This is a genomic window from Roseiterribacter gracilis (genome assembly GCA_018332375.1).
GTDB classification, from domain to species: domain Bacteria; phylum Pseudomonadota; class Alphaproteobacteria; order BOG-932; family Roseiterribacteraceae; genus Roseiterribacter; species Roseiterribacter gracilis.
Genome location: BOPV01000001.1, coordinates 805,883 through 829,286, shown reverse-complemented (window position 1 = coordinate 829,286; position 23,404 = coordinate 805,883). Strand labels below are relative to the sequence as shown.

At 63.2% G+C, this 23,404-nt stretch carries 24 protein-coding genes and 1 tRNA gene; 22 read left to right on the top strand and 3 right to left on the bottom strand.

Features of this window, described 5'->3' with window-relative positions; translation table 11 throughout:
- Positions 1 to 24: 24 nt before the first annotated feature.
- Complete coding sequence (locus tag TMPK1_RS04090) at positions 25 to 384, bottom strand: hypothetical protein (RefSeq protein ID WP_420241606.1); 360 nt, start codon at positions 382 to 384, stop codon at positions 25 to 27.
- Between the two features lie 107 nt (positions 385 to 491).
- Here TMPK1_RS04090 and TMPK1_RS04085 point away from each other — a divergent pair.
- The 18 genes from TMPK1_RS04085 to TMPK1_RS04000 all read left to right on the top strand — a co-directional run bounded on the left by TMPK1_RS04085 (position 492) and on the right by TMPK1_RS04000 (position 17,613).
- Positions 492 to 581: transfer RNA gene (locus tag TMPK1_RS04085), tRNA-Ser, on the top strand.
- Positions 582 to 679: 98 nt separating this feature from the next.
- A complete protein-coding gene (locus TMPK1_RS04080) occupies positions 680 to 1,435 on the top strand; it encodes an alpha/beta fold hydrolase (protein ID WP_420241605.1) in 756 nt (251 codons plus the stop codon).
- 19 nt (positions 1,436 to 1,454) lie between these two features.
- On the top strand, positions 1,455 to 2,462 hold the full coding sequence (locus TMPK1_RS04075; RefSeq protein ID WP_420241604.1) for a lytic murein transglycosylase: 1,008 nt from the start codon (positions 1,455 to 1,457) through the stop codon (positions 2,460 to 2,462).
- Entirely contained in the window at positions 2,462 to 3,460 is a 999-nt protein-coding gene (locus tag TMPK1_RS04070; protein WP_420245613.1) for a septal ring lytic transglycosylase RlpA family protein, read from the top strand. Before TMPK1_RS04075 ends, TMPK1_RS04070 begins: the two co-directional genes overlap by 1 nt.
- Positions 3,461 to 3,466: 6 nt before the next feature.
- Positions 3,467 to 4,630 (top strand): D-alanyl-D-alanine carboxypeptidase family protein, encoded by a 1,164-nt coding sequence (locus TMPK1_RS04065; RefSeq protein WP_420241603.1) that lies wholly within the window; start codon positions 3,467 to 3,469, stop codon positions 4,628 to 4,630.
- Complete coding sequence (tmk, locus tag TMPK1_RS04060; protein WP_420241601.1) at positions 4,627 to 5,265, top strand: dTMP kinase; 639 nt, start codon at positions 4,627 to 4,629, stop codon at positions 5,263 to 5,265. Before TMPK1_RS04065 ends, tmk begins: the two co-directional genes overlap by 4 nt.
- A complete protein-coding gene (locus tag TMPK1_RS04055; RefSeq protein ID WP_420241599.1) occupies positions 5,262 to 6,359 on the top strand; it encodes a DNA polymerase III subunit delta' in 1,098 nt (365 codons plus the stop codon). The genes tmk and TMPK1_RS04055 overlap by 4 nt, the downstream gene beginning before the upstream one ends.
- Before the next feature lie 18 nt (positions 6,360 to 6,377).
- Positions 6,378 to 7,958: a methionine--tRNA ligase gene (gene metG, locus TMPK1_RS04050; RefSeq protein ID WP_420241597.1), complete on the top strand. Its 1,581-nt coding sequence runs from the start codon at positions 6,378 to 6,380 to the stop codon at positions 7,956 to 7,958.
- Entirely contained in the window at positions 7,958 to 8,731 is a 774-nt protein-coding gene (locus TMPK1_RS04045; RefSeq protein ID WP_420241596.1) for a TatD family hydrolase, read from the top strand. Before metG ends, TMPK1_RS04045 begins: the two co-directional genes overlap by 1 nt.
- Positions 8,728 to 9,504, top strand: a complete 777-nt coding sequence (locus tag TMPK1_RS04040; RefSeq protein WP_420241595.1) for an MBL fold metallo-hydrolase — start codon at positions 8,728 to 8,730, stop codon at positions 9,502 to 9,504. Before TMPK1_RS04045 ends, TMPK1_RS04040 begins: the two co-directional genes overlap by 4 nt.
- Positions 9,501 to 10,967 (top strand): ArnT family glycosyltransferase, encoded by a 1,467-nt coding sequence (locus tag TMPK1_RS04035; RefSeq protein ID WP_420241594.1) that lies wholly within the window; start codon positions 9,501 to 9,503, stop codon positions 10,965 to 10,967. The genes TMPK1_RS04040 and TMPK1_RS04035 overlap by 4 nt, the downstream gene beginning before the upstream one ends.
- Positions 10,964 to 12,172 carry a phosphatase PAP2 family protein gene (locus TMPK1_RS04030; RefSeq protein WP_420241593.1) on the top strand — a complete coding sequence of 403 codons (1,209 nt, stop codon included), beginning with the start codon at positions 10,964 to 10,966 and terminating at the stop codon, positions 12,170 to 12,172. The genes TMPK1_RS04035 and TMPK1_RS04030 overlap by 4 nt, the downstream gene beginning before the upstream one ends.
- Positions 12,169 to 13,257 (top strand): calcium:cation antiporter, encoded by a 1,089-nt coding sequence (locus tag TMPK1_RS04025; RefSeq protein ID WP_420241592.1) that lies wholly within the window; start codon positions 12,169 to 12,171, stop codon positions 13,255 to 13,257. Before TMPK1_RS04030 ends, TMPK1_RS04025 begins: the two co-directional genes overlap by 4 nt.
- 58 nt (positions 13,258 to 13,315) lie before the next feature.
- Positions 13,316 to 14,242: a protein-methionine-sulfoxide reductase catalytic subunit MsrP gene (msrP, locus tag TMPK1_RS04020; RefSeq protein ID WP_420241591.1), complete on the top strand. Its 927-nt coding sequence runs from the start codon at positions 13,316 to 13,318 to the stop codon at positions 14,240 to 14,242.
- A 2-nt stretch (positions 14,243 to 14,244) separates the two neighbouring features.
- The gene (locus tag TMPK1_RS04015; RefSeq protein WP_420241589.1) at positions 14,245 to 14,862 is read left to right on the top strand and encodes a protein-methionine-sulfoxide reductase heme-binding subunit MsrQ; all 618 of its coding nucleotides are present in this window, start codon (positions 14,245 to 14,247) and stop codon (positions 14,860 to 14,862) included.
- 96 nt (positions 14,863 to 14,958) lie between these two features.
- Positions 14,959 to 15,756: an ABC transporter ATP-binding protein gene (locus tag TMPK1_RS04010; protein ID WP_420241588.1), complete on the top strand. Its 798-nt coding sequence runs from the start codon at positions 14,959 to 14,961 to the stop codon at positions 15,754 to 15,756.
- Positions 15,734 to 16,564, top strand: coding sequence for an ABC transporter permease (locus TMPK1_RS04005; RefSeq protein WP_420241586.1), 831 nt, complete (start codon positions 15,734 to 15,736; stop codon positions 16,562 to 16,564). Before TMPK1_RS04010 ends, TMPK1_RS04005 begins: the two co-directional genes overlap by 23 nt.
- Positions 16,565 to 16,584: 20 nt before the next feature.
- Positions 16,585 to 17,613: an ABC transporter substrate-binding protein gene (locus TMPK1_RS04000; protein WP_420241585.1), complete on the top strand. Its 1,029-nt coding sequence runs from the start codon at positions 16,585 to 16,587 to the stop codon at positions 17,611 to 17,613.
- Between the two features lie 49 nt (positions 17,614 to 17,662).
- Here the strand turns inward: TMPK1_RS04000 and TMPK1_RS03995 are convergent, their stop codons facing one another.
- Both TMPK1_RS03995 and TMPK1_RS03990 read right to left on the bottom strand, forming a co-directional pair.
- Complete coding sequence (locus TMPK1_RS03995; RefSeq protein ID WP_420241584.1) at positions 17,663 to 17,845, bottom strand: hypothetical protein; 183 nt, start codon at positions 17,843 to 17,845, stop codon at positions 17,663 to 17,665.
- Between the two features lie 109 nt (positions 17,846 to 17,954).
- Positions 17,955 to 18,647: a response regulator gene (locus tag TMPK1_RS03990; RefSeq protein ID WP_420241582.1), complete on the bottom strand. Its 693-nt coding sequence runs from the start codon at positions 18,645 to 18,647 to the stop codon at positions 17,955 to 17,957.
- A 325-nt stretch (positions 18,648 to 18,972) separates the two neighbouring features.
- Here TMPK1_RS03990 and TMPK1_RS03985 point away from each other — a divergent pair, with 325 nt between their 5' ends.
- The 4 genes from TMPK1_RS03985 (at position 18,973) to TMPK1_RS03970 (ending at position 23,401) form a co-directional block, all read left to right on the top strand.
- Positions 18,973 to 19,440, top strand: coding sequence for a (2Fe-2S)-binding protein (locus TMPK1_RS03985; RefSeq protein ID WP_420241581.1), 468 nt, complete (start codon positions 18,973 to 18,975; stop codon positions 19,438 to 19,440).
- Between the two features lie 11 nt (positions 19,441 to 19,451).
- Positions 19,452 to 21,659 carry a xanthine dehydrogenase family protein molybdopterin-binding subunit gene (locus tag TMPK1_RS03980; RefSeq protein ID WP_420241580.1) on the top strand — a complete coding sequence of 736 codons (2,208 nt, stop codon included), beginning with the start codon at positions 19,452 to 19,454 and terminating at the stop codon, positions 21,657 to 21,659.
- Between the two features lie 63 nt (positions 21,660 to 21,722).
- Positions 21,723 to 22,427 (top strand): lipoprotein YafT, encoded by a 705-nt coding sequence (locus tag TMPK1_RS03975; protein WP_420241579.1) that lies wholly within the window; start codon positions 21,723 to 21,725, stop codon positions 22,425 to 22,427.
- A gap of 89 nt (positions 22,428 to 22,516) precedes the next feature.
- Positions 22,517 to 23,401, top strand: coding sequence for a L,D-transpeptidase family protein (locus tag TMPK1_RS03970; protein WP_420241578.1), 885 nt, complete (start codon positions 22,517 to 22,519; stop codon positions 23,399 to 23,401).
- Positions 23,402 to 23,404: the final 3 nt, after the last annotated feature.

Sequence of the window (23,404 nt, the reverse complement as noted above, 5' to 3'; positions counted from 1 at the left end):
CGAGCTGCTCCGGCAGATCGGACGCTACTTCGCCGCAGTTTTTGGCGGCGAAGTTTTATCGACGGCGCGTGGCGCCGGCGGGCGGTCCATTTCGATTTCGAGCCGCAGCAAGCCGACCGCGCGTTCGACCTGATCGAGGCGGCGCATCACGGCGCTGCCCGAACGGCGTTCGAGGCGATCGATCTTGTTGGCGATATATTGCACGCCAAAGCCAAGCGCGGCGGCAGCGGCGATCCAGCGCCGGTCCTGCGTCGAGCCTTGCCAGAATTCGTAGGCGACCCAGCCCCAGAAACCCGCTGCGAACAGCCACCAGAAAATCCGGCTGAACCAGCTTGGGCGGGCGTCGTACTCGTATTCGTCGCGAGGCGGCTTGTTCTTGGCCATTTGTTCCCCTTGAGCGGCGGACGAATCCGCCGGCGGACAAATGAACCGCCAATTTCTTCGCGCCTGATTAACGGCGTGGTTCTGTCGTGCTAGGCACAGCGCCCGACGGAAGGGTGGCCGAGTGGTTTAAGGCTCTAGTCTTGAAAACTAGCGAGCTCGAAAGGGCTCCGTGGGTTCGAATCCCACCCCTTCCGCCACTCTGCGCTCCTGCGGAGCTCTGGGTGACAGGCCACACACAACCAAGCGCAGGGTGATCTCCCGAAGCTGCGCGGCAGCGTAGGGAGACTGGTGCAGCATGTCCGATCTTCCTCCGCAGCCCTTCCAAGGGCGTGACGGCGCGCCGCTCGTCTATCGCGAGATGGGCGAGGGGCGGCCGCTGGTGCTGATACACGGCTATTTCTCGACCGCGACGGTGAACTGGATCCGCTATGGCCACGCTGCCCGGATCGCGGCGCGCGGCTATCGCGTGATCATGCCGGATCTGCGCGCGCACGGTGACAGCGCCAAGCCGCACGACGCGGCGTCATATCCGCACGATGTGCTGGCCGATGACGGGCTGGCGCTGCTCGAACAGCTTGCGCTGACCGACTACGACCTTGGCGGCTACTCGCTGGGCGGGCGTACGACGGTGCGCATGCTGGCACGCGGCGCGCGGCCCAAGCGCGCCATCGTCGCCGGCATGGGGCTGGAAGGCATTCTCCACACCGCCGGCCGCGGCAGCCATTTCCGCCATATCCTGACCAATCTCGGGACCTTCGCGCGCAATTCGCCCGAATGGATGGCCGAGGCCTTCCTCAAGACCACCGGCGGCGATCCGGTGGCGTTGCTGCACGTGCTGAGCACCTTCGTCGACACGCCGCGCGAAGCGTTGGCTGCGCTGGAGATGCCGATCCTGGTCCTGTCCGGTGTCGACGATCACGACAACGGCTCGGCTGCGGACCTGGCCGAAGCGTTGCCGCACGGGCGTTTGGTCACCATTCCGGGCAATCACATGAGCGCGGTGACGCGGCCCGAAATGGGCACCGCCATTGCGGAATTTCTCGACGACTGAGCTGCGGGCGCCGCTCGCGTTGCTCCGACTCGGTGCGCGCCGCTACACCCGGTTGGTGCGCCGTATTTTCCTTGCCCTGCTGCTCGCCGCTTCGTTGGCGTCGCCGAACACCGCCACCGCTCAGGAGGATTTCTCCGCCTGGCTCGAAGCGTTGCGCGTTGAAGCGAACCAAAAAGGCATTCCGCCTTACGTGACGGATGTCGCGCTGGACGGTGTCAAACCGATTCCGCGCGTCGTCGAGCTGGATCGAAAACAGCCCGAAAGCACCATCACGATGGCGCAGTACCTGGCCAACACGGTCAGCGATGCGCGCGTCACACGCGGTCGCGAATTGCTGGTGCAGCACAAAGCCCTGCTGCAGCGGATCAGCGCCGAATATGGCATCGCGCCGCGCACGATCATCGCCTTGTGGGCGATGGAATCGAATTACGGCGACGTGCAGGGCAATTTCAAAGTCATCGATGCATTGGCGACGCTCGCTTTTGAAGGACGCCGCGCCGCGTTCTTCCGCACCGAATTGCTCGAAGCGCTGCGCATTCTCGCCGAAGGCCATATCCGGCCTGACGCGATGAAAGGTTCGTGGGCGGGTGCGATGGGGCAGGCCCAATTCATGCCGTCGACCTTTCGCAAATGGGCCGCCGATGGTGACGGTGACGGCAAGCGCGACATCTGGCGTTCGACCGCCGACGTGTTTGCATCGACTGCGAATTTCATGCGCGGACTGGGCTGGAAAGGCGGCGAAAGCTGGGGCTGCGAAGTCAAGCTGCCGCCGAACTTCGATCGTCTCGCGATCGGCCCGGATGTGCGCAAGACGGTTGATATCTGGCGCAGTCGCGGCGTGAAGAAACTTGGCGGCGCGGCGCTGCCCGAAATTGCCGGTGAAACATCGATCGTGCAGCCTGACGGTCCCGGCGGCCGCGCCTTTCTGGTCGGCGACAATTTCCGCGCCGTGATGAAATGGAATCGTTCGACCTATTTCGCCGCCGCCGTCGGTCTGTTGTCCGACCGTATCGGCGGTGCGCCGTGATGCGTTGTGTTTCGCTAAAGGGCGTATCGCTTGTCGCGCTGGTATTGGCGGTCGGCGCCTGCACCAGCACGAAAGAGCCCGCGAAATCGGCCGGTCCGGCGCCGAGCCAGACGCAACAGCGCGGCTATTACAAAGTGGGCAATCCGTACGAAGTCGAAGGCGTGCGCTACGTGCCGCGCGAAGATTACAGCTACGACGAAACCGGCGTCGGCAGCTGGTATGGTCCCGGATTTCACGCCAAATACACGGCGAACGGCGAAGTCTACGACCAGAACGAAGTCACCGCCGCGCACAAGACGTTGCCGCTGCCGAGCCTGGTGCGCGTCACCAATCTCGATAACGGCCGACAGCTTGTCGTGCGCGTCAATGATCGTGGACCGTTCGTTGCGGGTCGTATCATCGATCTGTCGAAACGTTCGGCGCAGCTGCTTGGCGTCGAGAAAGTCGGCACCGCCAAAGTGCGTGTGCAGATCCTCGCCAAGGAAAGCCAGACGATCAAAGAGGCCGCCTTGCAAGGCAAGCCGACGGGCACGCTCGTCGCCGAGGCACCGGTGCCGCCGACCGTGGTCGCGTCGGGTGGGCGCGAAGTCGAACGCACCGACTTGCCGGCGCCGCTGGCCGAACCGGTGCGCGTCGCGACGCCGGCGGTCGATGAAAAGAAACTGCTGGCGCAAGCCGCTGCCGGCACCGCGACCGCGGTGGTGCAGGGGACCAACGAAGGCGGGCGCTTCCTGCCTGCCGCTTCTGTAAAACAAACGGCGCCGAAGAAGACGCAGCTCTACGTGCAGGCTGGTGCTTTCGGCGTACTGGACAATGCCGAGAAGCTGCGTCAGCAACTGGCAAAGGTCGGTCATGCCGACGTCAGCCAGGTCCAGGTCGGTGGCCGCACCTTTTATCGTGTGCGGGTCGGTCCGTTGACCAGCGTCGACCAGGCCGATGCGACGCTCGCCAAAGTCGTCAGTGGCGGTGCGAGCGACGCCAAGATCGTTGCAGAGTAAGTGAGGATGTCCGTGCGTCGCCTGTCCCTCTTCGCCAGCTTGTTGGTGCTTCTCGTTGCCGGTCTCGCGCACGCTGCCGGCCCGACGATGGATACGGCTGCCAAGCAGGCCGTGATCATCGACGTCACCACCGGTCGCGTTCTGTTCGAGAAGAACGCCGACCAGCGCATGCCGACCTCGTCGATGTCGAAGATCATGACCGCCTACATGGTGTTCGACGCGATCAAGCAGGGTCGCCTGAAGATGGACGACATGCTGACCGTGTCGCGCAGCGCGTGGGGTGAGGGCGGCAAGGCCGGCGGCTCGGAAATGTTCCTCGCTTTGGGCGAAAGCGTGTCAGTCGAGAATCTGCTGCGCGGCGTCATCATCGCGTCGGGCAACGACGCGACGCGCGTGCTGGCTGAGGCGATCGCTGGTTCCGAAGGCGCGTTCGCCGAACAGATGACCGCGCGCGCCAAAAAGCTCGGCGCGATGAATACGAACTTCCGCAACGCCAGCGGTCTGCCGGATCCGGAACATTATTCAACAGCGCGCGATCTCGCGATCATCGGCATGGCGCTGATCCGCGACTTCCCCGAGCACTATCATTTCTATTCGGAACGCGAATTCACCTGGAACAAGATCAAACAAGGGAACCGCAATCCGCTGCTCTACAAAGGCATCGGCGTTGACGGCATGAAGACCGGCCATACCGAAGCCGCAGGCTATGGTTTGACTGCGTCGGCGGAGCGCAACGGCCGCCGCATCATCATGGTGATGAACGGTTTGCCGTCGATGCAGGCACGCGCCGACGAAGGCGCCAATCTGATCGAATTCGGATTCCGTGAATATCAGATGGTCGACGTGGCGCGTCCGGGCGAGATCATCGACAATGCCGGCGTGTGGCTGGGCACGCAGGACCGCGTACCGTTGACGGTCGCAGCACCGGCTAAGACGGTTCTGTCGAACGAAGAAAAACGCACCATGAAAGCGGTCGTGCGCATGCCGCAGACGGTGAAAGCGCCGATCGCGCAAGGCCAGCCGATCGGTACGCTGGTCTTGAGCACGGCGACCGGCCAGCCGATCGAATTCCCACTGGTTGCGGCACAGCCGGTCGAACGGCTGGGTCTGTTCGGTCGTATCGGTGCGTCGCTGTCGTATCTGCTGTCCGGTCCGCCGAAGACTTCGTGACGCGCGGCAAGTTCATCAGCCTCGAAGGCGGCGAGGGCGCCGGCAAGTCGACGCAGATCGCGCCGCTTGTCGCTTGGCTCGCCGAACGCGGCATCACGACCAAAGTCACGCGCGAACCGGGTGGCAGTCCCGGCGCTGAAGAAATCCGCAATCTGCTGGTCACCGGCGATCCCAGCCGCTGGTCGCCCGTCACCGAAGCGTTGTTGCTCTATGCGGCGCGGCGCGATCACGTCGACCGTACGATCGAACCGGCGCTGGCTGCCGGCAACTGGGTGTTGTGTGACCGCTTCGCCGATTCATCGGTGGCGTATCAGGGTTTTGGTTACGGGCTTGGCGAAGCGTGGGTACACACGCTGCATGAAAGCGTGCTCGGCAACTTCTGGCCTGACGCAACGTTGATCCTCGACGTGCCGGTCGAGATCGGGTTGGCGCGCGCCAAGACGCGGCATGGCGACGAAGATCGCTACGAGCGGATGGGTTACGCCTTCCACGAAAAGCTGCGCCAAGGCTATCTCACCATCGCGGCACGTTCGCCGCAGCGCTGCACCATGATCGACGCGGCGCGCGACGCTGCATCGGTGCAGGCCGACATGCGTGCAGCCCTGATCCTGCAGTTCCCCGAGCTTGGCCGATGAGCGAGACGGCGCCCGAACCGCGCGCCAATCCCGGCTTGCTGGGACAGGCGCGCGCCGAACAGACGCTGCTTGAAGCAAGCAGCGGTGGCCGCATGCCGCATGCCTGGGTCTTCGCCGGACCGAACGGCGTCGGCAAAGCAACCTTGGCCTATCGGTTTGCGCGCTTTCTGTTCGCCGGCGGCGGCGAAGCCCGCGATGAAGGTCCGTCTTTGTTTGGCGATGCACCTGCAGCGCCGACCTCGCTCGCAATCGACGAACAACATCCGGTGTTCCGGCGCGTCGCTGCATCGGGGCACGCCGATCTGCTGACCGTCGAGCGCCGCTTTGACGACGACAAAGGCAAGACGAAGAAAGACATCGCGGTCGACGACGTGCGCAAGATCGCGCCGTTCTTTCGCCTGACGGCAGCTGAAGGCGGCTGGCGATGCGTGATCGTCGATGGTGCCGAAAGCCTGAACCGCGCCGGCCAGAATGCGCTGCTCAAGATTCTCGAAGAACCGCCGCCGCGTTGCTGCTTGATCCTGGTCACCGATCGTCCGGGCGGATTGCTGCCGACGGTTCGTTCGCGCGCACGTATGTTGACGCTCGACGCGTTGGACGAAGCCCATGTGCGCGAGCTGCTGGCGCGGTGGCGTAGTGATCTCGATGCAGAGTCACGCGACGCGCTGGCGCGGATGGCGGACGGCTCGATCGGCCGCGCACTGTCCTTGGCCGATGCTGACGGGCTCGAGCTCTATGCCGATCTTGTGCAGTTGCTGGCCACCTTGCCCCGTCTCGACGTGGTGGCGGCGCATGGCTTTGCCGACCGGCTGGGCGCGGCTTCGGCCGATGCGTCCTATCGGGTTGCGGTCGATTTGATCGGCTGGTGGCTGACGCGGGCGGCCCGATATGCCGCACGCGGCGAGGTTCCGCCGGAGATCCTGCCGGGCGATTCCGCGCCCGCGGCGCGTTTCCAGAATCCTCGCTCGCTTGAGCGGCTGGTACAGGCGTGGGATAAGGCCGCCCGCCAGTTTCAGACCACCGACGCGGCCAATCTTGATCGGCGCCATGCGCTGCTCGCGGCACTTCGCGCGATCGAGGCAGCCGCGGCTTAAACGAGTCCGCCGCAGACCATGCCCAGTTTCTACGTCACAACGCCGATCTATTACGTGAATGGCGAGCCGCACCTGGGCCACGCCTACACGACGATCGCTGCCGACGTCGTGGCGCGCTTCCAGCGTCTCGACGGCTATGACGTGCGCTTTCTCACCGGCACCGACGAGCATGGCCAGAAGGTGCAGCAATCGGCGACTGCGGCTGGCGTCACGCCGATCGAGTTCGCTGACCAGGTTGCCGCCAAGTTCCGCGCGATGGCCGATGCAGTCGGCGCCACCTACGACGATTTCATCCGCACCACCGAGCCGCGCCACACCGAAGCGCTCAAGAAATTCTGGACGCTGCTGGCGGACAAGGGCGCGCTGTATTCGGACTCGTACAAAGGTTGGTACTCGGTCCGCGACGAAGCCTTCTACGGCGAAGACGAGCTGACCACGAAAGACGACGGCTCGCGCGTCGGTCCGTCCGGCAATCCGGTCGAATGGGTCGAAGAGCCGAGCTGGTTCTTCAAACTCAGCGACTACGGCGACAAGCTTCTCGCGCATTACGACGCGCACCCCGAATTCATTCAGCCGCAAAGCCGACGCAACGAAGTCATCTCGTTCGTCAAACAAGGGCTGAAAGACCTTTCGGTCAGCCGCACCACCTTCGACTGGGGCATCAAAGTCCCGAACGACGAAGGTCACGTCGTCTATGTCTGGCTCGACGCGCTGTTCAATTACGTCAGCGCGCTTGGCTGGCCGCCGGAAGAGGGCGGTCTCTATGAAAAATACTGGCCCGCCGATCTGCATCTCGTCGGCAAAGAGATCGTGCGTTTTCACGCGATTTACTGGCCGGCCTTTTTGATGGCGTCGGGTCTGCCTCTGCCGAAGCGCGTATTCGGTCATGGCTGGTGGACGGTCGAAGGCCAGAAAATGTCGAAGTCGCTCGGCAATGCGATCGAGCCGCTGGCGTTGGTCGAAACCTACGGTCTCGACCAGTTCCGCTACGCGATGCTGCGCGAAGTGCCGTTCGGCAATGACGGCGATTTCAGCAAGCAATCGGTCGTGCATCGCATCAACAGCGATCTCGCCAACGGCCTCGGCAATCTGGCGCAACGTTCGTTGAGCCTGGTGGCCAAGAATTGCGACGGCAAAGTGCCGGTGCCGGGCGAGTTGACGCCGGAAGATCAGGCGCTGTTGAACGCAGCCGACGGAATCGTGCCGGCGGCGCGCGCGTCGATGAACGACATCGCGTTCGGCAAGCTGCTCGAAGGCGTGTGGAGCGTGATCGGACAGGCCGATCAATATATCGACAAGCAGGCGCCGTGGGCGCTACGCAAGACCGATCCCGCGCGCATGGCGACGGTGCTGGCGGTGCTGGTGCAGACGCTGCGTCCGATCGCGATCGTGCTGCAGCCTTTCATGCCCGGCACGATGGCGCGGCTGCTCGATCAGCTTGGCGTGCCTGCCGATCGTCGCGACTTCGCACATGCCGATCCGAAATACGCGGTCGCGCCGGGCACCGCGCTGCCGGCACCGCAAGGTCTGTTTCCGCGCATCGCTTCCGACGAGATAGGGCTGACGATCACGGAAACTGCAAAAGTGACGAAGTCCTGATGCTCGTCGACAGCCATTGCCATCTCGAGTTCCCCGATTTCAAACCCGACCACGCCGAGATGCTGGCGCGGGCGCGCGCGGCGGGCGTCGGCCACATGCTGACGATCTGCACGCGCGTGCGCCGCTTCGACGAGATCCGCGCCATCGCTGCCGCGAATGACGACGTGACCTGCTCGCTCGGCACGCATCCGCATCACAGCGCAGAAGAGCAGGACGTCACCACCGACGAGCTGATCAAGCTGGCGCAGGATCCAAAGGTGGTCGGCATCGGCGAAACCGGCCTCGATTATTTCTACGACACCAGCCCGCGCGACGTGCAGCAGCGGCAGTTCCGCGTGCATTTGCAGGCGTGCAACGCGACCGGCCTGCCGGTGATCGTGCATACGCGCGACGCCGAAGACGACACGCTGCAGATCATGCGCGAAGAGAACAGCACCAACGGCGTGCTGCATTGTTTCTCGTCGAGCCGCGCCATGGCGGAACGCGCCTTGGAAATGGGTCTCTACATCTCGTTTTCCGGCATCGTCACGTTCAAGAAGTCGGTCGAGCTGCAGGAAATCGCGCAGCTGGTTCCGCTCGACCGGATGCTGGTCGAAACCGACGCGCCGTATCTGGCGCCGACGCCGATGCGTGGCAAGCGCAACGAACCGGCCTTCGTCGCGCACACGGCGCGGTTCGTCGCCGACTTGAAAGGCGTCGACCAGGCAACGTTGGCCCAGCATACGACCGAGAACTTCTTTCGGCTGTTCTCGCGCGCACGCCAAGTCGCGTGACGCTAAAAATCTCCGTTCTCGGCTGCGGTAACTCCACCGGCGTGCCGATGTTGGGACCGATCTGGGGCGCGTGCGATCCGGACGAGCCCAAGAATCGGCGTTTGCGTCCGGCCGTCGTGATCGAACGCGCCGGCAAGCGCGTCTTGATCGATGCCGGCCCCGACATTCGCCAGCAATTGCTCAGCGCCGATATCGGTTGGGTCGATGCGATCTTGTTCACGCATCATCACGCCGATCACACAGCCGGGATCGACGACCTGCGCGCGCTGACGATCGCGCGCCGCGCGCCGATCGACATTTATGCCGACCGTTCGACGCTCGACGATCTCGACCGGCGCTTTCCGTACATGTTCGGCCGCGGCGGACGCACCGGCTATTACGACAAGCCGACTTTGATTCCGCATGAAGCCGGCGATCGCCTGCCGCTTGACGGGCTCGACCTGACCTTGTTCCGCCAGGACCACGTCGTGACGACGTCGATCGGCGTGCGCGTCGGTCCGTTTGCCTATTCGACCGATGTGCAGGATCTCGACGATCATGCTTGGGCGACGTTGGCCGGCGTCGATACGTGGTTGGTCGCTGCCGTGCGGCGCGAGCCCCATATCGCGCATGCGCATCTGGAAAAAGTGCTGGGCTGGATCGAACGGCTGCGGCCGCGCAACGCCTATCTGACGCATCTCAATCACACGATGGATTACGCCACGCTTTGTCACGAACTGCCGGCGGGCGTTGCGCCGGCGTTCGACGGGTTGGTGCTAGAGTTCGAGTCATGACGACCAACAACGCCGCATTCGTGCCGCCCTGGGCGCGCTGGACCTTGGCGACGGTGCTCGGCCTGACCTTGCTGCGTTTGGCCGTGCTAAAGGTCAGCCCGCTCGATCTGCTGCCCGACGAAGCCCAGTACTGGTCGTGGAGCCGCGACTTTGCGTTCGGCTATTTTTCCAAGCCGCCGCTGATTGCGTGGTTGATCGCCGCAACGACCAAGCTTGCTGGCGACATGGAATATGGCGTGCGCCTGTCGTCGCCGCTGTGTCACGCGGTGGCCGCGTTCGCGCTGTACCGGTTGGGCGCAACGCTGGGTGACGGGCGGCTGGGTTTCTGGAGCGCGCTGACCTACGCGACGCTGCCGGGCGTGACGTTTTCGTCGACCTTGATCTCGACCGATGCGCCGCTGTTGGCGGCCTGGGCGGTTGCACTTCTTGCCTATGTCGAAGCACCGAAGGCGCCGACGATCCGCTGGAGCGCCATGCTGGGCCTCAGCATCGGCATCGGATTTCTCGCCAAATATGCGATGGCGTATTTCGTCGTCGCCGCTGCGTTGCACGCACTCTGGTCGCGCGACGCGCGCGGCTTCTGGCTATCGAAACGCGGGCTGCTTGCAGTCGCGATCGCGCTGTTGTGCATCGCGCCCAACGTCATCTGGAATGCAACCAACGGCTGGGCGACGTTCGGTCATACCGCAGCGAATGCGGCGTGGAACGACAGCGCAACCGACACGGAAGGGGCGCTGCCCTGGATCGGGTCGCAATTCGGCGTGTTCGGTCCGATCTTGCTCGGCGCGCTGCTGGTGCGGATCGCGCTGCTGCGTCGGCATCCGGCCGACCTCACCGAGCGGTTTCTGCTGTGCTTCACGCTGACGCCGCTTGTGATCGTTCTGGTGCAGGCAGTGATCGCGCGTGCACACGCCAACTGGGCCGCGCCGGCCTATGTGGCGGGCAGTGTCTGGGCGGTGCGCTGGTTATTGGCGACTGGACGCAAGCGGATCGCCGCCGCATCGATCGTGCTGCATCTCGCGGTCATGCTGGTTTTCTACGTCTATGCCGCCGGCGTTGCGACCATGCCGCTGCCGAAGGTGCTCGACGCGCCGCTCGCTTTCCGGCGCGGCTGGTCGAGCATGGCGCGCGACGTGCGCAATCGCAGCTACGAACTGCCGTATGCGTCGATCATCACCGTCGACCGCAAGACGATGGCGGCGCTGACCTATTATCTGCGCGACCATCCAGCCCCGCTGGTGATCATTCCGACCGGACCGGTGCCGGGAAACCAGTTCGAGCTGACGCAACCGATCGACGCTAAGACGGGCGCGCACGGGCTGTTGGTACTGCCGTTTGAGGGCGACAGTCCGGTGACGCAGCGATTTGAAAAAGCGGACGCGGTTGGCCGCCTGTTCCAGCGCATCGGCACCGGCCGTCAACGCGTCTACCGCTATCTCGAAGTGACCGGTTTCAAGGGATGAGTTTGGCCGCCTTCTGGCGCGGGCCGTCGATCGGCGCCGACGCGAAATTGCTGGCGAGCTGGTTGGTCATCGGACCGTCGTCAAACCGTATCGGCGCGTTCTGCTTCGATGCCGACGACGCGGCGCGCGACACCGGCCTGGATCGCGACCGGATCATCGCAGCGATGGACGAGCTTGCGGCTGCCGCGATGGTGCGCCGCGATCTTCAGAATGGGTGGATCTGGATTCCGCAGGCACTGACCGACACGCCGTTCACGCAAGCTGAAGAGGTGCGGGCATCGCTGCCGCTGTTGGCGCTGGTACCGCGCGAATGTTCGTTCCGGGAAGAGCTGGTGCGCGCCTTTCGTGACTCCGGTGGCGACAAGCCCGGCCGCATCGAGCGGATCGATGCCGGCATTCGCCACTTGCTGCCGGGGCTGAAAGCGCGGACGGAAGACGACATCGAACGCACGCGTATGCGAGCCGAACGGCTGCGCATGCTTCTCGCACCGTGGCGGAGCTATGCCGCCCAAGTCACGGATACAAAGATGATCCGCGTCCTGTTTCTCATCCTTTGTCTGAGCTCGCTTTTGTTCGTCGTTATGCCGGGGATCGATCTGCACGTTGCAGGCTGGTTCTATCGCGGTGACCACGAATTCCTGACCACCAACACGGTCGCAGCGCGCATCTTCGACAATGTGCCGGCGGCAATCGAATGGGGCCTGGCGGCGCTGTTGCTGGTCTTCGTCTGGGGCGAGATCCGCCGCGCACAAATCTGGCGCCTGACAAGGCCGCTGCTGTTGTTCGTCGTGCTGACGATCGCGATCGGGCCGGGCTTGGTCGCCAACGTGGTGCTCAAAGACAATTGGGGTCGCGCGCGGCCCAACCAGATCGCTGAGTTCGGCGGCACCAAACGATTCAGCCCGGCCTGGGCGGTCAGCGACCAGTGCGCCAAGAATTGCAGCTTCGTCTCGGGCGACGCGAGCTTCGCCGTGGCGCTGGTGGCCTTGGCCTGGGCCTGGCCGGTGGGCGTGCAGCGGCGGCGCTGGGCCTGGCGCATTGGCGCGTTCGCTGCGGTCGTCGCCTTCATGCGCATGGCCCGCGGCGCGCATTTTCTCAGCGACACGGTGATCGGCGTCTTGCTTACTCTGCTGATCATGTTCGTTCTCGAGCGATTGATTTTTCAAGGTTGGTGGACGCGACGCCCGGGCGGGGCCGCTGCATGAAGACGCATTGGCCTTCGATCGTGGCGCCAGTGGTGGCGCTGCTCAGCGTCCCGGCCTTCTCGCAAATCGACCTGATCGCGGCGGCGACGCCGATCGGCATGCGCATCGTCGCGTCGGTTGCGCTGATCGCGGTCTTGTTTGCAGCGATCTCAGCCGCCGTGCATCACGCCGAAGAGATCGCGCATCGCGTCGGCGAGCCGTACGGCACGTTGATCCTGACCATCGCGGTCACGGTGATCGAAGTGGCGCTGATCGCGACTTCGATGGTTGGCGACCATCCCAAACCTGCGCTCGCGCGCGACACGGTGTTTGCGGTGATCATGATCGTCTGCAACGGCCTTGTCGGGCTGTGCATCGTGCTGGGCGGCTTGCGTTATCGCGAGCAGGGGTTTCGCGCCAAAGGCGTTGCCGCCTATCTGATCGTGTTGATGCCGTTATCGGTGCTGACCTTGATCCTGCCGAACTTCACGACGCCGGTTGGTCCGATCTACTCCGTCGCGCAATTGACGTTTGTCGGAATCGCAGTGCTGGCGCTGTATTTCGTGTTTCTGTTCATCCAGACGATCCAGCATCGCGACTATTTCGCGGACCTCAGCGATCAGGACAGTCCGATCGGTTCGGCCGCGTTCGATCGCCGGATGATGACCAATCTCGGCATGCTGCTCGTCGCGCTGATCGCGGTCATTCTTCTGTCGAAGCAATTCGCTTTGCTGGCCGAGGCGGTGACGGCCGCAGCCGACGCACCAGAAGGCATGGTCGGTATCGCAGTCGCCTTGCTGATCCTGATGCCTGAAGGCGTCGCGGCGGTACGCGCGGCGCGCAGCAATCGCCTGCAGCAGAGTCTGAACCTCGCGCTCGGTTCATCGCTCGCCACGATCGGGCTGACGATTCCGGTGATCGCCGCGGTCAGCATCTTCACCAAGCAGAATTTGCTGCTCGGGCTGGAAGGCAAGGACATGGTGCTGCTGGTGCTGACCTTGATCGTTGCGGCGCTGACCTTTGGCACCGGACGCACCAACATCCTGTCCGGCTTCGTTCATTTGGTTCTATTCGCGACATACGTGTTCCTGACCCTGCTGCCGTAATGACGCAGTAACCTCTGCCGGCGCGTTTACGAAGCACGGGACACACGAGGATCCATCCATGCGACAGCACCTGGGACCGACGCTTCCTTCGTCGGAAATCACGCCGCAACGGCTTTATCTCGCACGCCGGGAATTTCTTGGCGCCAGCGTCGGCGCGCTCGCGACGGCGGCTTTCAGCGCCAATGCGTTTGCTGCGTCGCTCGCCGCCAAGCCGGGCCCGTTTCGCGCTGAAGACAAGCCGACCGCCAAAGAGGCGGTGACGACCTATAACAATTTCTACGAATTCGGCGTCGAGAAAGACGATCCGGCCAAGAACGCGGGCACGTTGCGCACGTCGCCCTGGAGCATCGTCGTTGAAGGCGCGTGCGATCGTCCCGGCACCTACGCGCTGGAAGATCTCTACAAGCCGGCCGAGCTCGAAGAGCGCGTCTATCGCCATCGCTGCGTCGAAGCCTGGTCGATGGTGGTGCCGTGGATCGGCGTGCCGCTGGCCAGCGTGTTGCAGAAAGTCGGCGCGACCTCGAACGCAAAATACGTGGCGTTCGAAACGCTCTACGACAAAGAACAGATGCCGGGCCAAAGCCGTCGCGTGCTGGAATGGCCGTATCGCGAAGGGCTGCGCATCGATGAAGCGATGCATCCGCTGACATTGCTTGCGGTCGGTCTCTACGGTGAAACCTTGCCGAACCAGAATGGTGCACCGGTGCGTCTGGTCGTGCCGTGGAAATACGGTTTCAAAGGCATCAAGTCGATCGTGCGGATCAAGCTGCAAGACTCGCAGCCGCGCACCGCGTGGAACGTGTCGGCGCCGAGCGAGTACGGTTTTTATTCGAACGTGAATCCTGACGTCGATCATCCTCGCTGGTCGCAGAAGACCGAACGCCGCATCGGCGAATTCCGCCGCCGCGAAACGCTGCCGTTCAACGGCTATGGCGAGCAGGTTGCGGAGCTGTACGCCGGCATGGATTTGCGGCGCAACTTCTGATCATGACAAAACGCATACGCGATCGCGTCATCTACGCGGTCGTCTGGCTGGCCTGCGCGGCGCCGTTGCTGTTCCTGGTCTATTGGGGGCTCAACGATCAGCTCGGCGCCAATCCGATCACGACGGGCTTACGCTTTCTCGGCCTGTGGGGTTTGCGCTTTCTGGTGGCCGGCCTCGCCATCACGCCGTTGCGCGGCTGGTTCGGCTGGAATTTCCTGCAGCGCTATCGGCGCACGATTGGCTTGTGGGGTTTTGCCTACGTCGCGCTGCATCTGCTGACCTATATCGGCGTCGACCAGTTCTTCGACTGGAACACGATCCTCAAGGACGTGCTCAAGCGGCCGTATATCACCTTCGGCATGCTGGGGTTCGTGCTGCTCATTCCGTTGGCGGTGACGTCGACCAACGCGATGGTGCGGCGGCTGGGCGGGCGGCGCTGGCGGCAATTGCACAAGCTCGCTTACGTAATCGCACCGCTCGGCGTGCTGCATTACGACCTACTGGTGAAAGCGGACACGACCTGGCCGTGGATGTACGCAGCGATCCTGGCCGTGCTGCTGGGATGGCGCGTGTGGCAGGTGCGAACACGACGCGCTGCGACGCGACCGGTTTCCGCCTGACCGAACGGTGCTTGTCCGAGCCTGACGTAGCACCTACGCTTCCATGCAAGATGTGGAGGGCGGCGCCAAGCACGCCCCGCGAGCTTGGGAGGGGACGTGGCAGCAACGCAGGCGGCCTTATCGCTACAGGACGTCACGTGCACCTTTGCGGGTGGCTACACCGCAATTGACGGTGCGTCGCTGGACGTCGCGCCGGGCGAATTCGTTTCGATCGTCGGACCGACCGGTTGCGGCAAATCCACCTTTCTGAACGTCGCTGCCGGTTTGCTGCAGCCAAGTTCGGGACGCGTGCATGTGTTCGGCGACGAGCTGAACGGGCTCAACCCGCATGCCGGCTACATGTTTCAAAGCGAAGCGCTGATGCCGTGGAAGACTGCGCGCGACAACGTCGCCGTTGGTCTCGAAGTGCGCGGCACCAAACGAGCCGACGCCTTGGCGCAGGCTGATGCCTGGCTCGATCGCGTCGGCTTGGGTGCGTTCGGCGATCGCTATCCGCATCAAATGTCCGGCGGCATGCGCAAACGCGCGGCTCTGGCCCAGACGCTGATCCTCGATCCGAAGATCGTGCTGATGGACGAGCCGTTCAGCGCGCTCGACGTGCAGACGCGGCAATTGATGGAGAACGAGCTGCTGGAGCTGTGGTCGGCCGACCGCAAATCGGTGGTGTTCATCACGCACGATCTGGAAGAAGCGATCGCCATGTCCGATCGCGTCGTGATCCTGTCAGCCGGGCCGCGTGCGCGCATCATCGGCGAATATAAAATCGACCTGCCGCGGCCGCGCGACGTCGCCGAAATCCGGATGACGGACGGGTTTCTCGATCTGCACAAGGCGATCTGGGCCGATCTCAAAGACGAGGTTCTGAAGGGCTATGCACGCACCAGCCGCGCCTGAGCAGAAGCGCGCGCGCAAGCGCGTGATCGACTCGCGCCCGCAGCTTCTGGCGCTGCAGGCCTTTGTGCTGCTCGGCTTCTTCATGCTGTGGCACGTGCTGACTGCAACCGGTTTGCTCAATCCGTTCTTTTTCGCGACGCCGCTGGGCGTGTTGGAGCGAACCGCCAAAGACCTCGCAACCGCTGCGTTCTACCGGCATCTCGGAATCACCTTTCTCGAAACGGTGCTGGCTTTCGCCATCGGTACAGTTGCGGGCATCGTGATCGGATTCTGGTTTGCCCGCGCGCCGCTCGTGTCGGCCGTGTTCGATCCCTACGTCAAAGCCGCCAACGCGGTGCCGCGCGTCGTGTTGGCACCGATCTTTGCCTTGTGGCTGGGCCTCGGCATCTGGTCGAAAGTCGCGCTGGGCGTGTCGCTGACCTTCTTCATCGTCTTCTTCAACGTCTATCAAGGCGTCAAAGAAGTCAGTCCGGTGATCCTCGCCAATGCGCGCATGCTGGGCATGAACAGTCGGCAGTTGCTGCGCCATGTCTATCTGCCGTCGGCGATGTCGTGGGTGTTCTCCAGCCTGCACACGGCGGTCGGCTTTGCGTTGGTCGGTGCGGTGGTCGGCGAATATCTCGGCGCGTCGGCCGGACTCGGCTATCGCATCGCGCAGGCCGAAGGCGTGTTCGACACGGTCGGCGTGTTCTCGGGCATGTTGGTGCTGACCTTGTTCGTCATCGTCATCGATTCCGCCGTCAGCGCGATTGAATCCAAGCTGCTGCGCTGGCGGCCACAGACATCGGCCACAGTGTCGACGCACTAAACATAAAACGGGAGGAACGAATGGCGATGCGAATCATCTTCGCGGCCGCGCTGGCATTGCTGGCGCTTGCCGGTGCCGCACAGGCGCAGGACAAGCTCGAACAGACCAAGTTGAAGTTGGGCGTCGGCGGCAAGTCGCTGCTTTATTATCTGCCGCTGACGGTTGCCGAACGGCAGGGCTACTTCAAAGACGAAGGTCTGCAGGTCGAGATCGAAGACTTCCAAGGCGGCGCAAAATCGCTACAGGCCTTGATGGGCGGCAGCGTCGATGTCGTGTCGGGTGCGTATGACCACACGATTCAGATCCAGGCTAAGGGCCAGCAACTGACCGCGGTCGTCGCGCAAGGTCGCTATCCCGGCGTCGTCATCGGCCTGCGTCCCGACGTTGCGGCCAAATACAAAGAGCCGAAGGATCTCAAAGGCCTCAAGTTCGGCGTGACCGCACCCGGATCGACCAGCCATTTCGCGATCAACAAATTCATCACCTCGCACGGGATGAAGCTGGATGACGTGTCGGTCGTCGGTGTCGGCGTTGGCGCAAGTGCGGTGGCGGCCTTGCAGCGCGGCGACATTGACGGGCTTTCGAATTTCGATCCGGCGATCACGCAGCTGGAGCAGCTGAATCTGATCAAGCCGATCGTCGACACGCGTGTCGAAAAAGGGATGCAGGACCTCTATGGAGGTCCGTACCCAGCAGCGGTTCTGTATCTGCAGAGCACCTACGTCGAAAAGAACCCGAAGACGGTGCAGGCGCTCGTCAATGCGATGCTGCGCGCGCTCGACTTCGTCCATAAATCGACGCCCGACGAAATCGCCAAAGTGATGCCGCCCGAATATGCGCTGGGCGATCCGACCTTGTACCGCAACGCGATCGAACATTCGAAAACGTCCTATTCGGTCGATGGCAAGATCGATCCGGCGGGTGCGGAGAATGCCGCCAAAGTTCTGGCGTCGTTCGACGAAGCGGTCGCGAAAGCAAAGATCGACGTGACCAAGACCTACACGGCGAAATTCGTCGACGCCGCTGCGGCGGCGAAGAAAGCGAAGTAGGGGGCGAGACAGGCCGGCGCGGAACAACAATCCGCGCCGGCTGCGATTCTTACAGTCGGGTAGGCGCAAAGTCGTCGCGGCAGCCAACCGTGCAATGCCGGCAGCCGTTTGGTGTTGCGCACAGATTGCCGGCGGCGGCTGCGAGTCGCGCCGCGATGCGATGGCCGGCGGAGTCACCGAGAAGATCTTTGCTAGCGAGGTCCTGCAGGATGGCGTGAATCGTCTTCTGCATGCGTGCCTCCACAACCAGTCATTGCTCAACTGGGCAGAGGGTAGGCCGCAGCAAGTGCGCGTGAAATTCGGCAAAGCGGCCTACGCGGCCTAGGCCGATTGGCCGAAGCTTAGATTTTGAGCCGGCTGGCCAGCACGACCGCTTCGGTGCGGTTGCGCGCGCCCAGTGCGCGGAAGATCGCGGCCAGATGCACCTTAATCGTGCCTTCGCCGAGCCCGAGCCGCCGCGCGATTTCCTTGGTCGATGATCCTTCCGCCAATAGACCCAATACGTCGCGCTGGCGCGTCGTCAGCTCGTCGAGACGCATCACCGGCGCGTCCGACGGGAGCGGCGGTGCAATCATGGGTGACGATGAAACGGCAGCGAGATCGACGCCGGCCCCGCTGCGCGTATCCAGGCAGCGTGCCAAAGCTGGCGTCACGTAGATGCCGCCGCTGCGTACGGTCTGGAAGGCGGAGTCGACTTCTTCGATCGGTGACGTTTTGAGCACATAGCCGTGCGTCCCACCTGCGAGGCAGGCAAGGATCGTGGTCCGTTCGTCGATGCCGGTCAGGACCACAATCCGCAAATCGGGATAGGTATCGCGTAGCGCGCGGATCGTGAGCGCGCCCTGCATGCCCGGCATCGACAGATCGAGAAACGCAATGTCGATCTTGTGGGACGCCAATAGGTCAAACGCCGTTTCCATCCCGTCAGCTTCGACGAAGTCGGCTTCCGGATGACGTTCCTCAAGGAACAAGCGCACGCCTTGGCGTACCAGCGCGTGGTCGTCGGCGATGAGAACGCAAACAGGATCGGACAACCTCAAGCACCTCCACGGCGCGTCGCAGGTCAATCTACGGGGCGCGGTTTTGCGGACGCAAGATTCCTCGCAGCCGATCCGTGCAAAAACGCAGAAACGCGGGCCGATCTATCTCTCGCAGACGCGAGATATATCGTCGGCGTGAACAAGTCGTGTCAGCGCAAACGCCGCAGTGCGCGATCGCCGCACAAAATCCAACCGCGCGTTGGACAATGATGTGCATAGCGACGCACGCGGTGCCCGGTGCTCGGTCGCGTAGATCGCGATTTGATTTGATGCACTGCGCAGCGGCAGTAGCGTCCTTCACCGCATGATGGAGGAAGCGATGCCCCGTGCTTTGACGCTTCAAGTGAATGGTCGCGCGACGAAAGTCGAAACCGACGATCCTGACATGCCGCTTCTCTACGCGCTGCGCGACGGGCTTGGCTTGCACGGTCCGAAATTCGGCTGCGGCCTGGGGCAATGCGGCGCCTGTACTGTGCTGATCGACGGCGAAGCGGTCCGCAGTTGCGTGACCCCGCTCTCGGCCGTTGCGGCCAAGGCGAAGATCACGACGCTCGAAGGGCTCAGCAAGGACGGCAAGCCGAGCGCGCTGCAGCAAGCCTTCATCGACGAGCAGGCGGCACAGTGCGGCTACTGCATCAACGGCATGATCATGCAAAGCGCGGCGTTGCTTCGCACCAACAAGAAGCCGGACGAAGCTGCGATCCGGCAGGCGCTCGCCAACAATCTCTGCCGTTGCGGCACACATGTACGAATCGTGCGCGCCGTGCAACGCGCGACCTCAGCGTAAGGGAGGCGGACATGTTCGACACGCTCGATCGCCGCGCACTTCTGCAAGCTGGTGGTGCGCTCGTCGTCAGTTTCTCGCTTCGGCCCGCCGCTGCCTTCGCAGCGGAAAAACCGAGCACGTTGCCGCCCAAACCAGTCACGCTCGATGAGGTCGATTCCTTCCTCAGCATCGCGCGTGACGGTCGCGTCACGGTCTATTCCGGCAAAGTCGAACTTGGCACCGGCGTAGAAACCGCGCTGACCCAAATCGCAGCCGAAGAGTTGGATGTGCCGCTGGCACGCGTGCAGATCGTGCAAGGCGACACAGCGCTGACGCCTGACCAGGGACCGACGTATGGCAGCCTGTCGATCCAGGTTGGCGGCGTACAGCTGCGCCAAGCAGCAGCAACGGCGCGTAAAGCGTTGCTCACGATGGCGTCGCAAAAGCTCGGCGCGCCTGCTGAGGGGCTGACGATCAGCGACGGTGTGATTGCGGCACCAGGCGGCAAGCGTGTCACGTTTGGCGAGCTGATTGGCGACAAGCGCTTCACCGCCAAACTCGACAAGGACGCGGCGCCGAAAGATCCAAAATCCTACAAGTTCGTCGGCCAGTCGGTGCGTCGCCTCGACATTCCCGACAAGATCACCGCGCGTTTCACCTACATGCAGGACATGCGCATGCCCGGCATGCTGCACGGGCGCGTGGTGCGCCCGACGGCGATCGGCGCCAGTCTGCAATCGGTCGATGAGACGTCGGTGAAGGATATTCCCGACCTCGTCAAAATCGTGCGCGAAGGCAATTTTCTCGGCGTCGTCTGCCGCAGCGAATGGGGCGCGGTCCGCGCCGTGCAAGCATTGAAAGCGACGTGGAGCGGCGGCGGCGGGCTGCCCGACCGCGCCAAGCTTTGGGAGCATGTGCGCGGCACCAAGATCGTGAAGGAAGAGGTGACCAGCACGGTTGGTGACGCCGACGCGGTCCTTGCAAGCGCTGCGAAGAAACTGTCTGCAACCTATGATTTTGCGATCCACACGCATGGTTCGATCGGACCGTCCTGCGCCATTGCAAACTTCGCCGACGGTCAGTTGACGGTTTGGACTGCGTCGCAGATGACGCACACGTTGTGGCAGCAGCTCGCCAAGATGTTTTCGCTGCCAGCCGACAAAGTGCGCGCGATCTATGTCGAAGGCGCCGGCTGCTACGGGCGCAACGGGCACGAAGATGCTGCGGCGGACGCGGCGTTGATGTCGCGCGCAGTCGGCAAGCCAGTCCGCGTGCAATGGATGCGCGCCGACGAACATGGCTGGGATCCCAAAGGCCCGCCGACTTTGATCGACTGCAAGGGCGCGATCGGCACCGACGGTTCCGTCGCTGCGTGGCGCACCGACTTCTACATTCCGCAAGGCGGGGCAGGGCCGGTGCCGCTGGTGGCGGCTGATCTTGCGAAATTGCCCAACGATGTAGGGCTGTTTCCGGGTGGCATCCAGCAGAACTCGGCCATTCCGTATAAATTCGCGACGATCGCGACGCGAATCCATCGTCTGGAAACGACGCCGTTCCGACCGTCCTGGATCCGTGCGCCCGGTCGGATGCAAAACACGTTTGCGAACGAGGCGTTTGTCGACGAGCTTGCCGCGGCGGCGAATGTCGATCCGCTTGAGTTCCGCATGCGCTATCTCGATGACGCGCGCGGCAAGGAGTTGTTGCAACGGCTGGGTACGTTCGCGAAATGGCAGAAGCGAACCGGTCCGCGTGCGACGGCAAGCGGCGACAAAGTCACCGGGCGCGGCCTCGCGTACGTCTTCTATGAACTCAACCGCACCTATGTCGGCGCCGTTGCCGACGTTGAAGTTGATCGTAAAAGCGGCGCCATTCGCGTCACGCGCTTTGCGGTGGTGCAGGATTGCGGGCAGGTGATCAATCCGGACGGGGTGCGCAGCCAGATCGAAGGCAACGTCATCCAGACCGTCAGCCGTGTGCTGCTGGAAGAGTTGGATTGGGACAGCAATGCGGTGACCAGCGTTGATTGGGCGACCTATCCAATTCTGACGTTCCCCGACGTGCCCGCGATCGACATCGATCTCATCGAACGTCAAACCGAAAAACCCTGGGGTGTCGGCGAACCATCTTCGTCGATCGTCGCACCGGCGATCTCCAGCGCGGTGTTCGACGCAATCGGCGTTCGTCTGCGTTCGGTGCCGTTCGTGCCCGAGAAAGTTCTGGCGGCGCTGCGCGCAGCGTAATTCGCCATGCCATTGCCGTAGTTCGCCACCACAAGGCCGAGCGACCTTGTGGTGGAGGGGATGATGCGTGCGCAACTTGTTGCGGCGATGCTGTTGGCTGGCTTGGTGGCTGGCTGCAGCACCCGTTCGATTTCCAATTCGGGCTATTCTGAAAGCGGAAACGGACCGGCCAATCCGTTCTATCGCGGCGAACTCGCACGCACCGATGTGATCGATGTGCCGGCCGAGTCTGCGATCAACGACGCAGCGATTGCGGCGGCACTTGCCAGCGGCGGCACACGGCTGCGCGCAGGCGAGCGGTTGCTTCTGGTGCAATCGGGCGCAACCCAGCCCGACGAAGGGCTGATGCAATTAAGCGAACGATTCGATCTGGCGCCCTGGTCGGGCGTGCCGAACAAAGACGGTGTCGGACCGAAACGTTTGCGGTGGATCGCTGCCGAGGGCGGCGCCACGCATCTCGTCGTCATCTGGGGTACGCTGGAATCCGCGCAGGAAAGTGGCGCCACCAAAGTCATCTCGTGGGTTCCGATCGTTGGCGCGCTGATCCCCGATCAAAGCCAGCGCATGCGCATTCGACTCGACGTTCTGATCGTCGATACGGCGACCGGAAAATGGCGCGTCGTTGCAGTTCCGCCGGTCGAAGACGAGACCTATAGCGCCCGGGTGTCGCGCGCGGCATCGGACCAGGCGCAGGTCGCAAATCTGAAAGCCAAAGCCTATGCGTCGCTGCGCGCCGAGCTGCTGCGGGTAACCGATCCGTCGCGGTAACTTTGCGCAGCGCCATGCGAAGATCAGGGCGCTGCCGCGTCCTCTTGGCGCTGCGACCGGCGCACCAAAACATGCGAGTTCTAGCGACTATGTTTCGCCGCACGATCTATACGGTTCTCACCGCCCTGATGCTTCCAGCCGCTGCATCGGCAAGCCCACCATCCGTCGGGCAGGTGCAGGTGATCCGCACGCAGTACGAGGACTCGCTCGTCGACCTCGCGCGCAAATACAATATTGGCTACGTCGAGATGCTGGCGGCCAATCCCGGCGTCGATCCGTGGGTGCCGGGCGCCGGACGCGATGTGACGATTCCGGGCATGCATTTGCTGCCCGACGCGCCGCATGAAGGCGTCGTGGTGAATATCGGCGAGCTGCGCCTCTATTATTACGCGACCAAAGACGGCGTGCCGGAAACGCATCCGCTGGGAATTGGCGGCGAGGGCAACGAGACGCCGCTCGGTTCAACCAGTGTCGTGCGCAAGATGGCGGGCCCGACCTGGTATCGCACCAAAGCCGAAATCGCCGACAAGCCGTGGAAGCCGAAGATCGTTCCGCCGGGCCCGGACAATCCGCTGGGTACGCACGCGCTGTATCTCGGCTGGCCGGCCTATCTCATTCACGGCACCGACGATTGGCACGGTATCGGACGTCGCGACAGCCGCGGCTGCATCCGCATGTATCCCGAAGACATCGTCGATATGTTCGGCAAGATTCCGGTTGGCACCAAGGTCACCGTGGTCAACCAGCCGGTGAAATTCGCCTGGATCGACGGGCAGCTTTTCATGCAAGCGCATCCCGACGCGCATCAGACCGATCAACTCGAAGACGACAAACATCGCGACTACGAAGTGCCTGACGGCTTCATGAAAATGGTGCTGGCAAAGGCCGGCAAAGACGCCGCGCGGATCGATTGGACTGTCGTGCGCCAGGCGATGTGGGAACGCAAAGACGTTCCGGTGGCGATCACGCATTAGCCA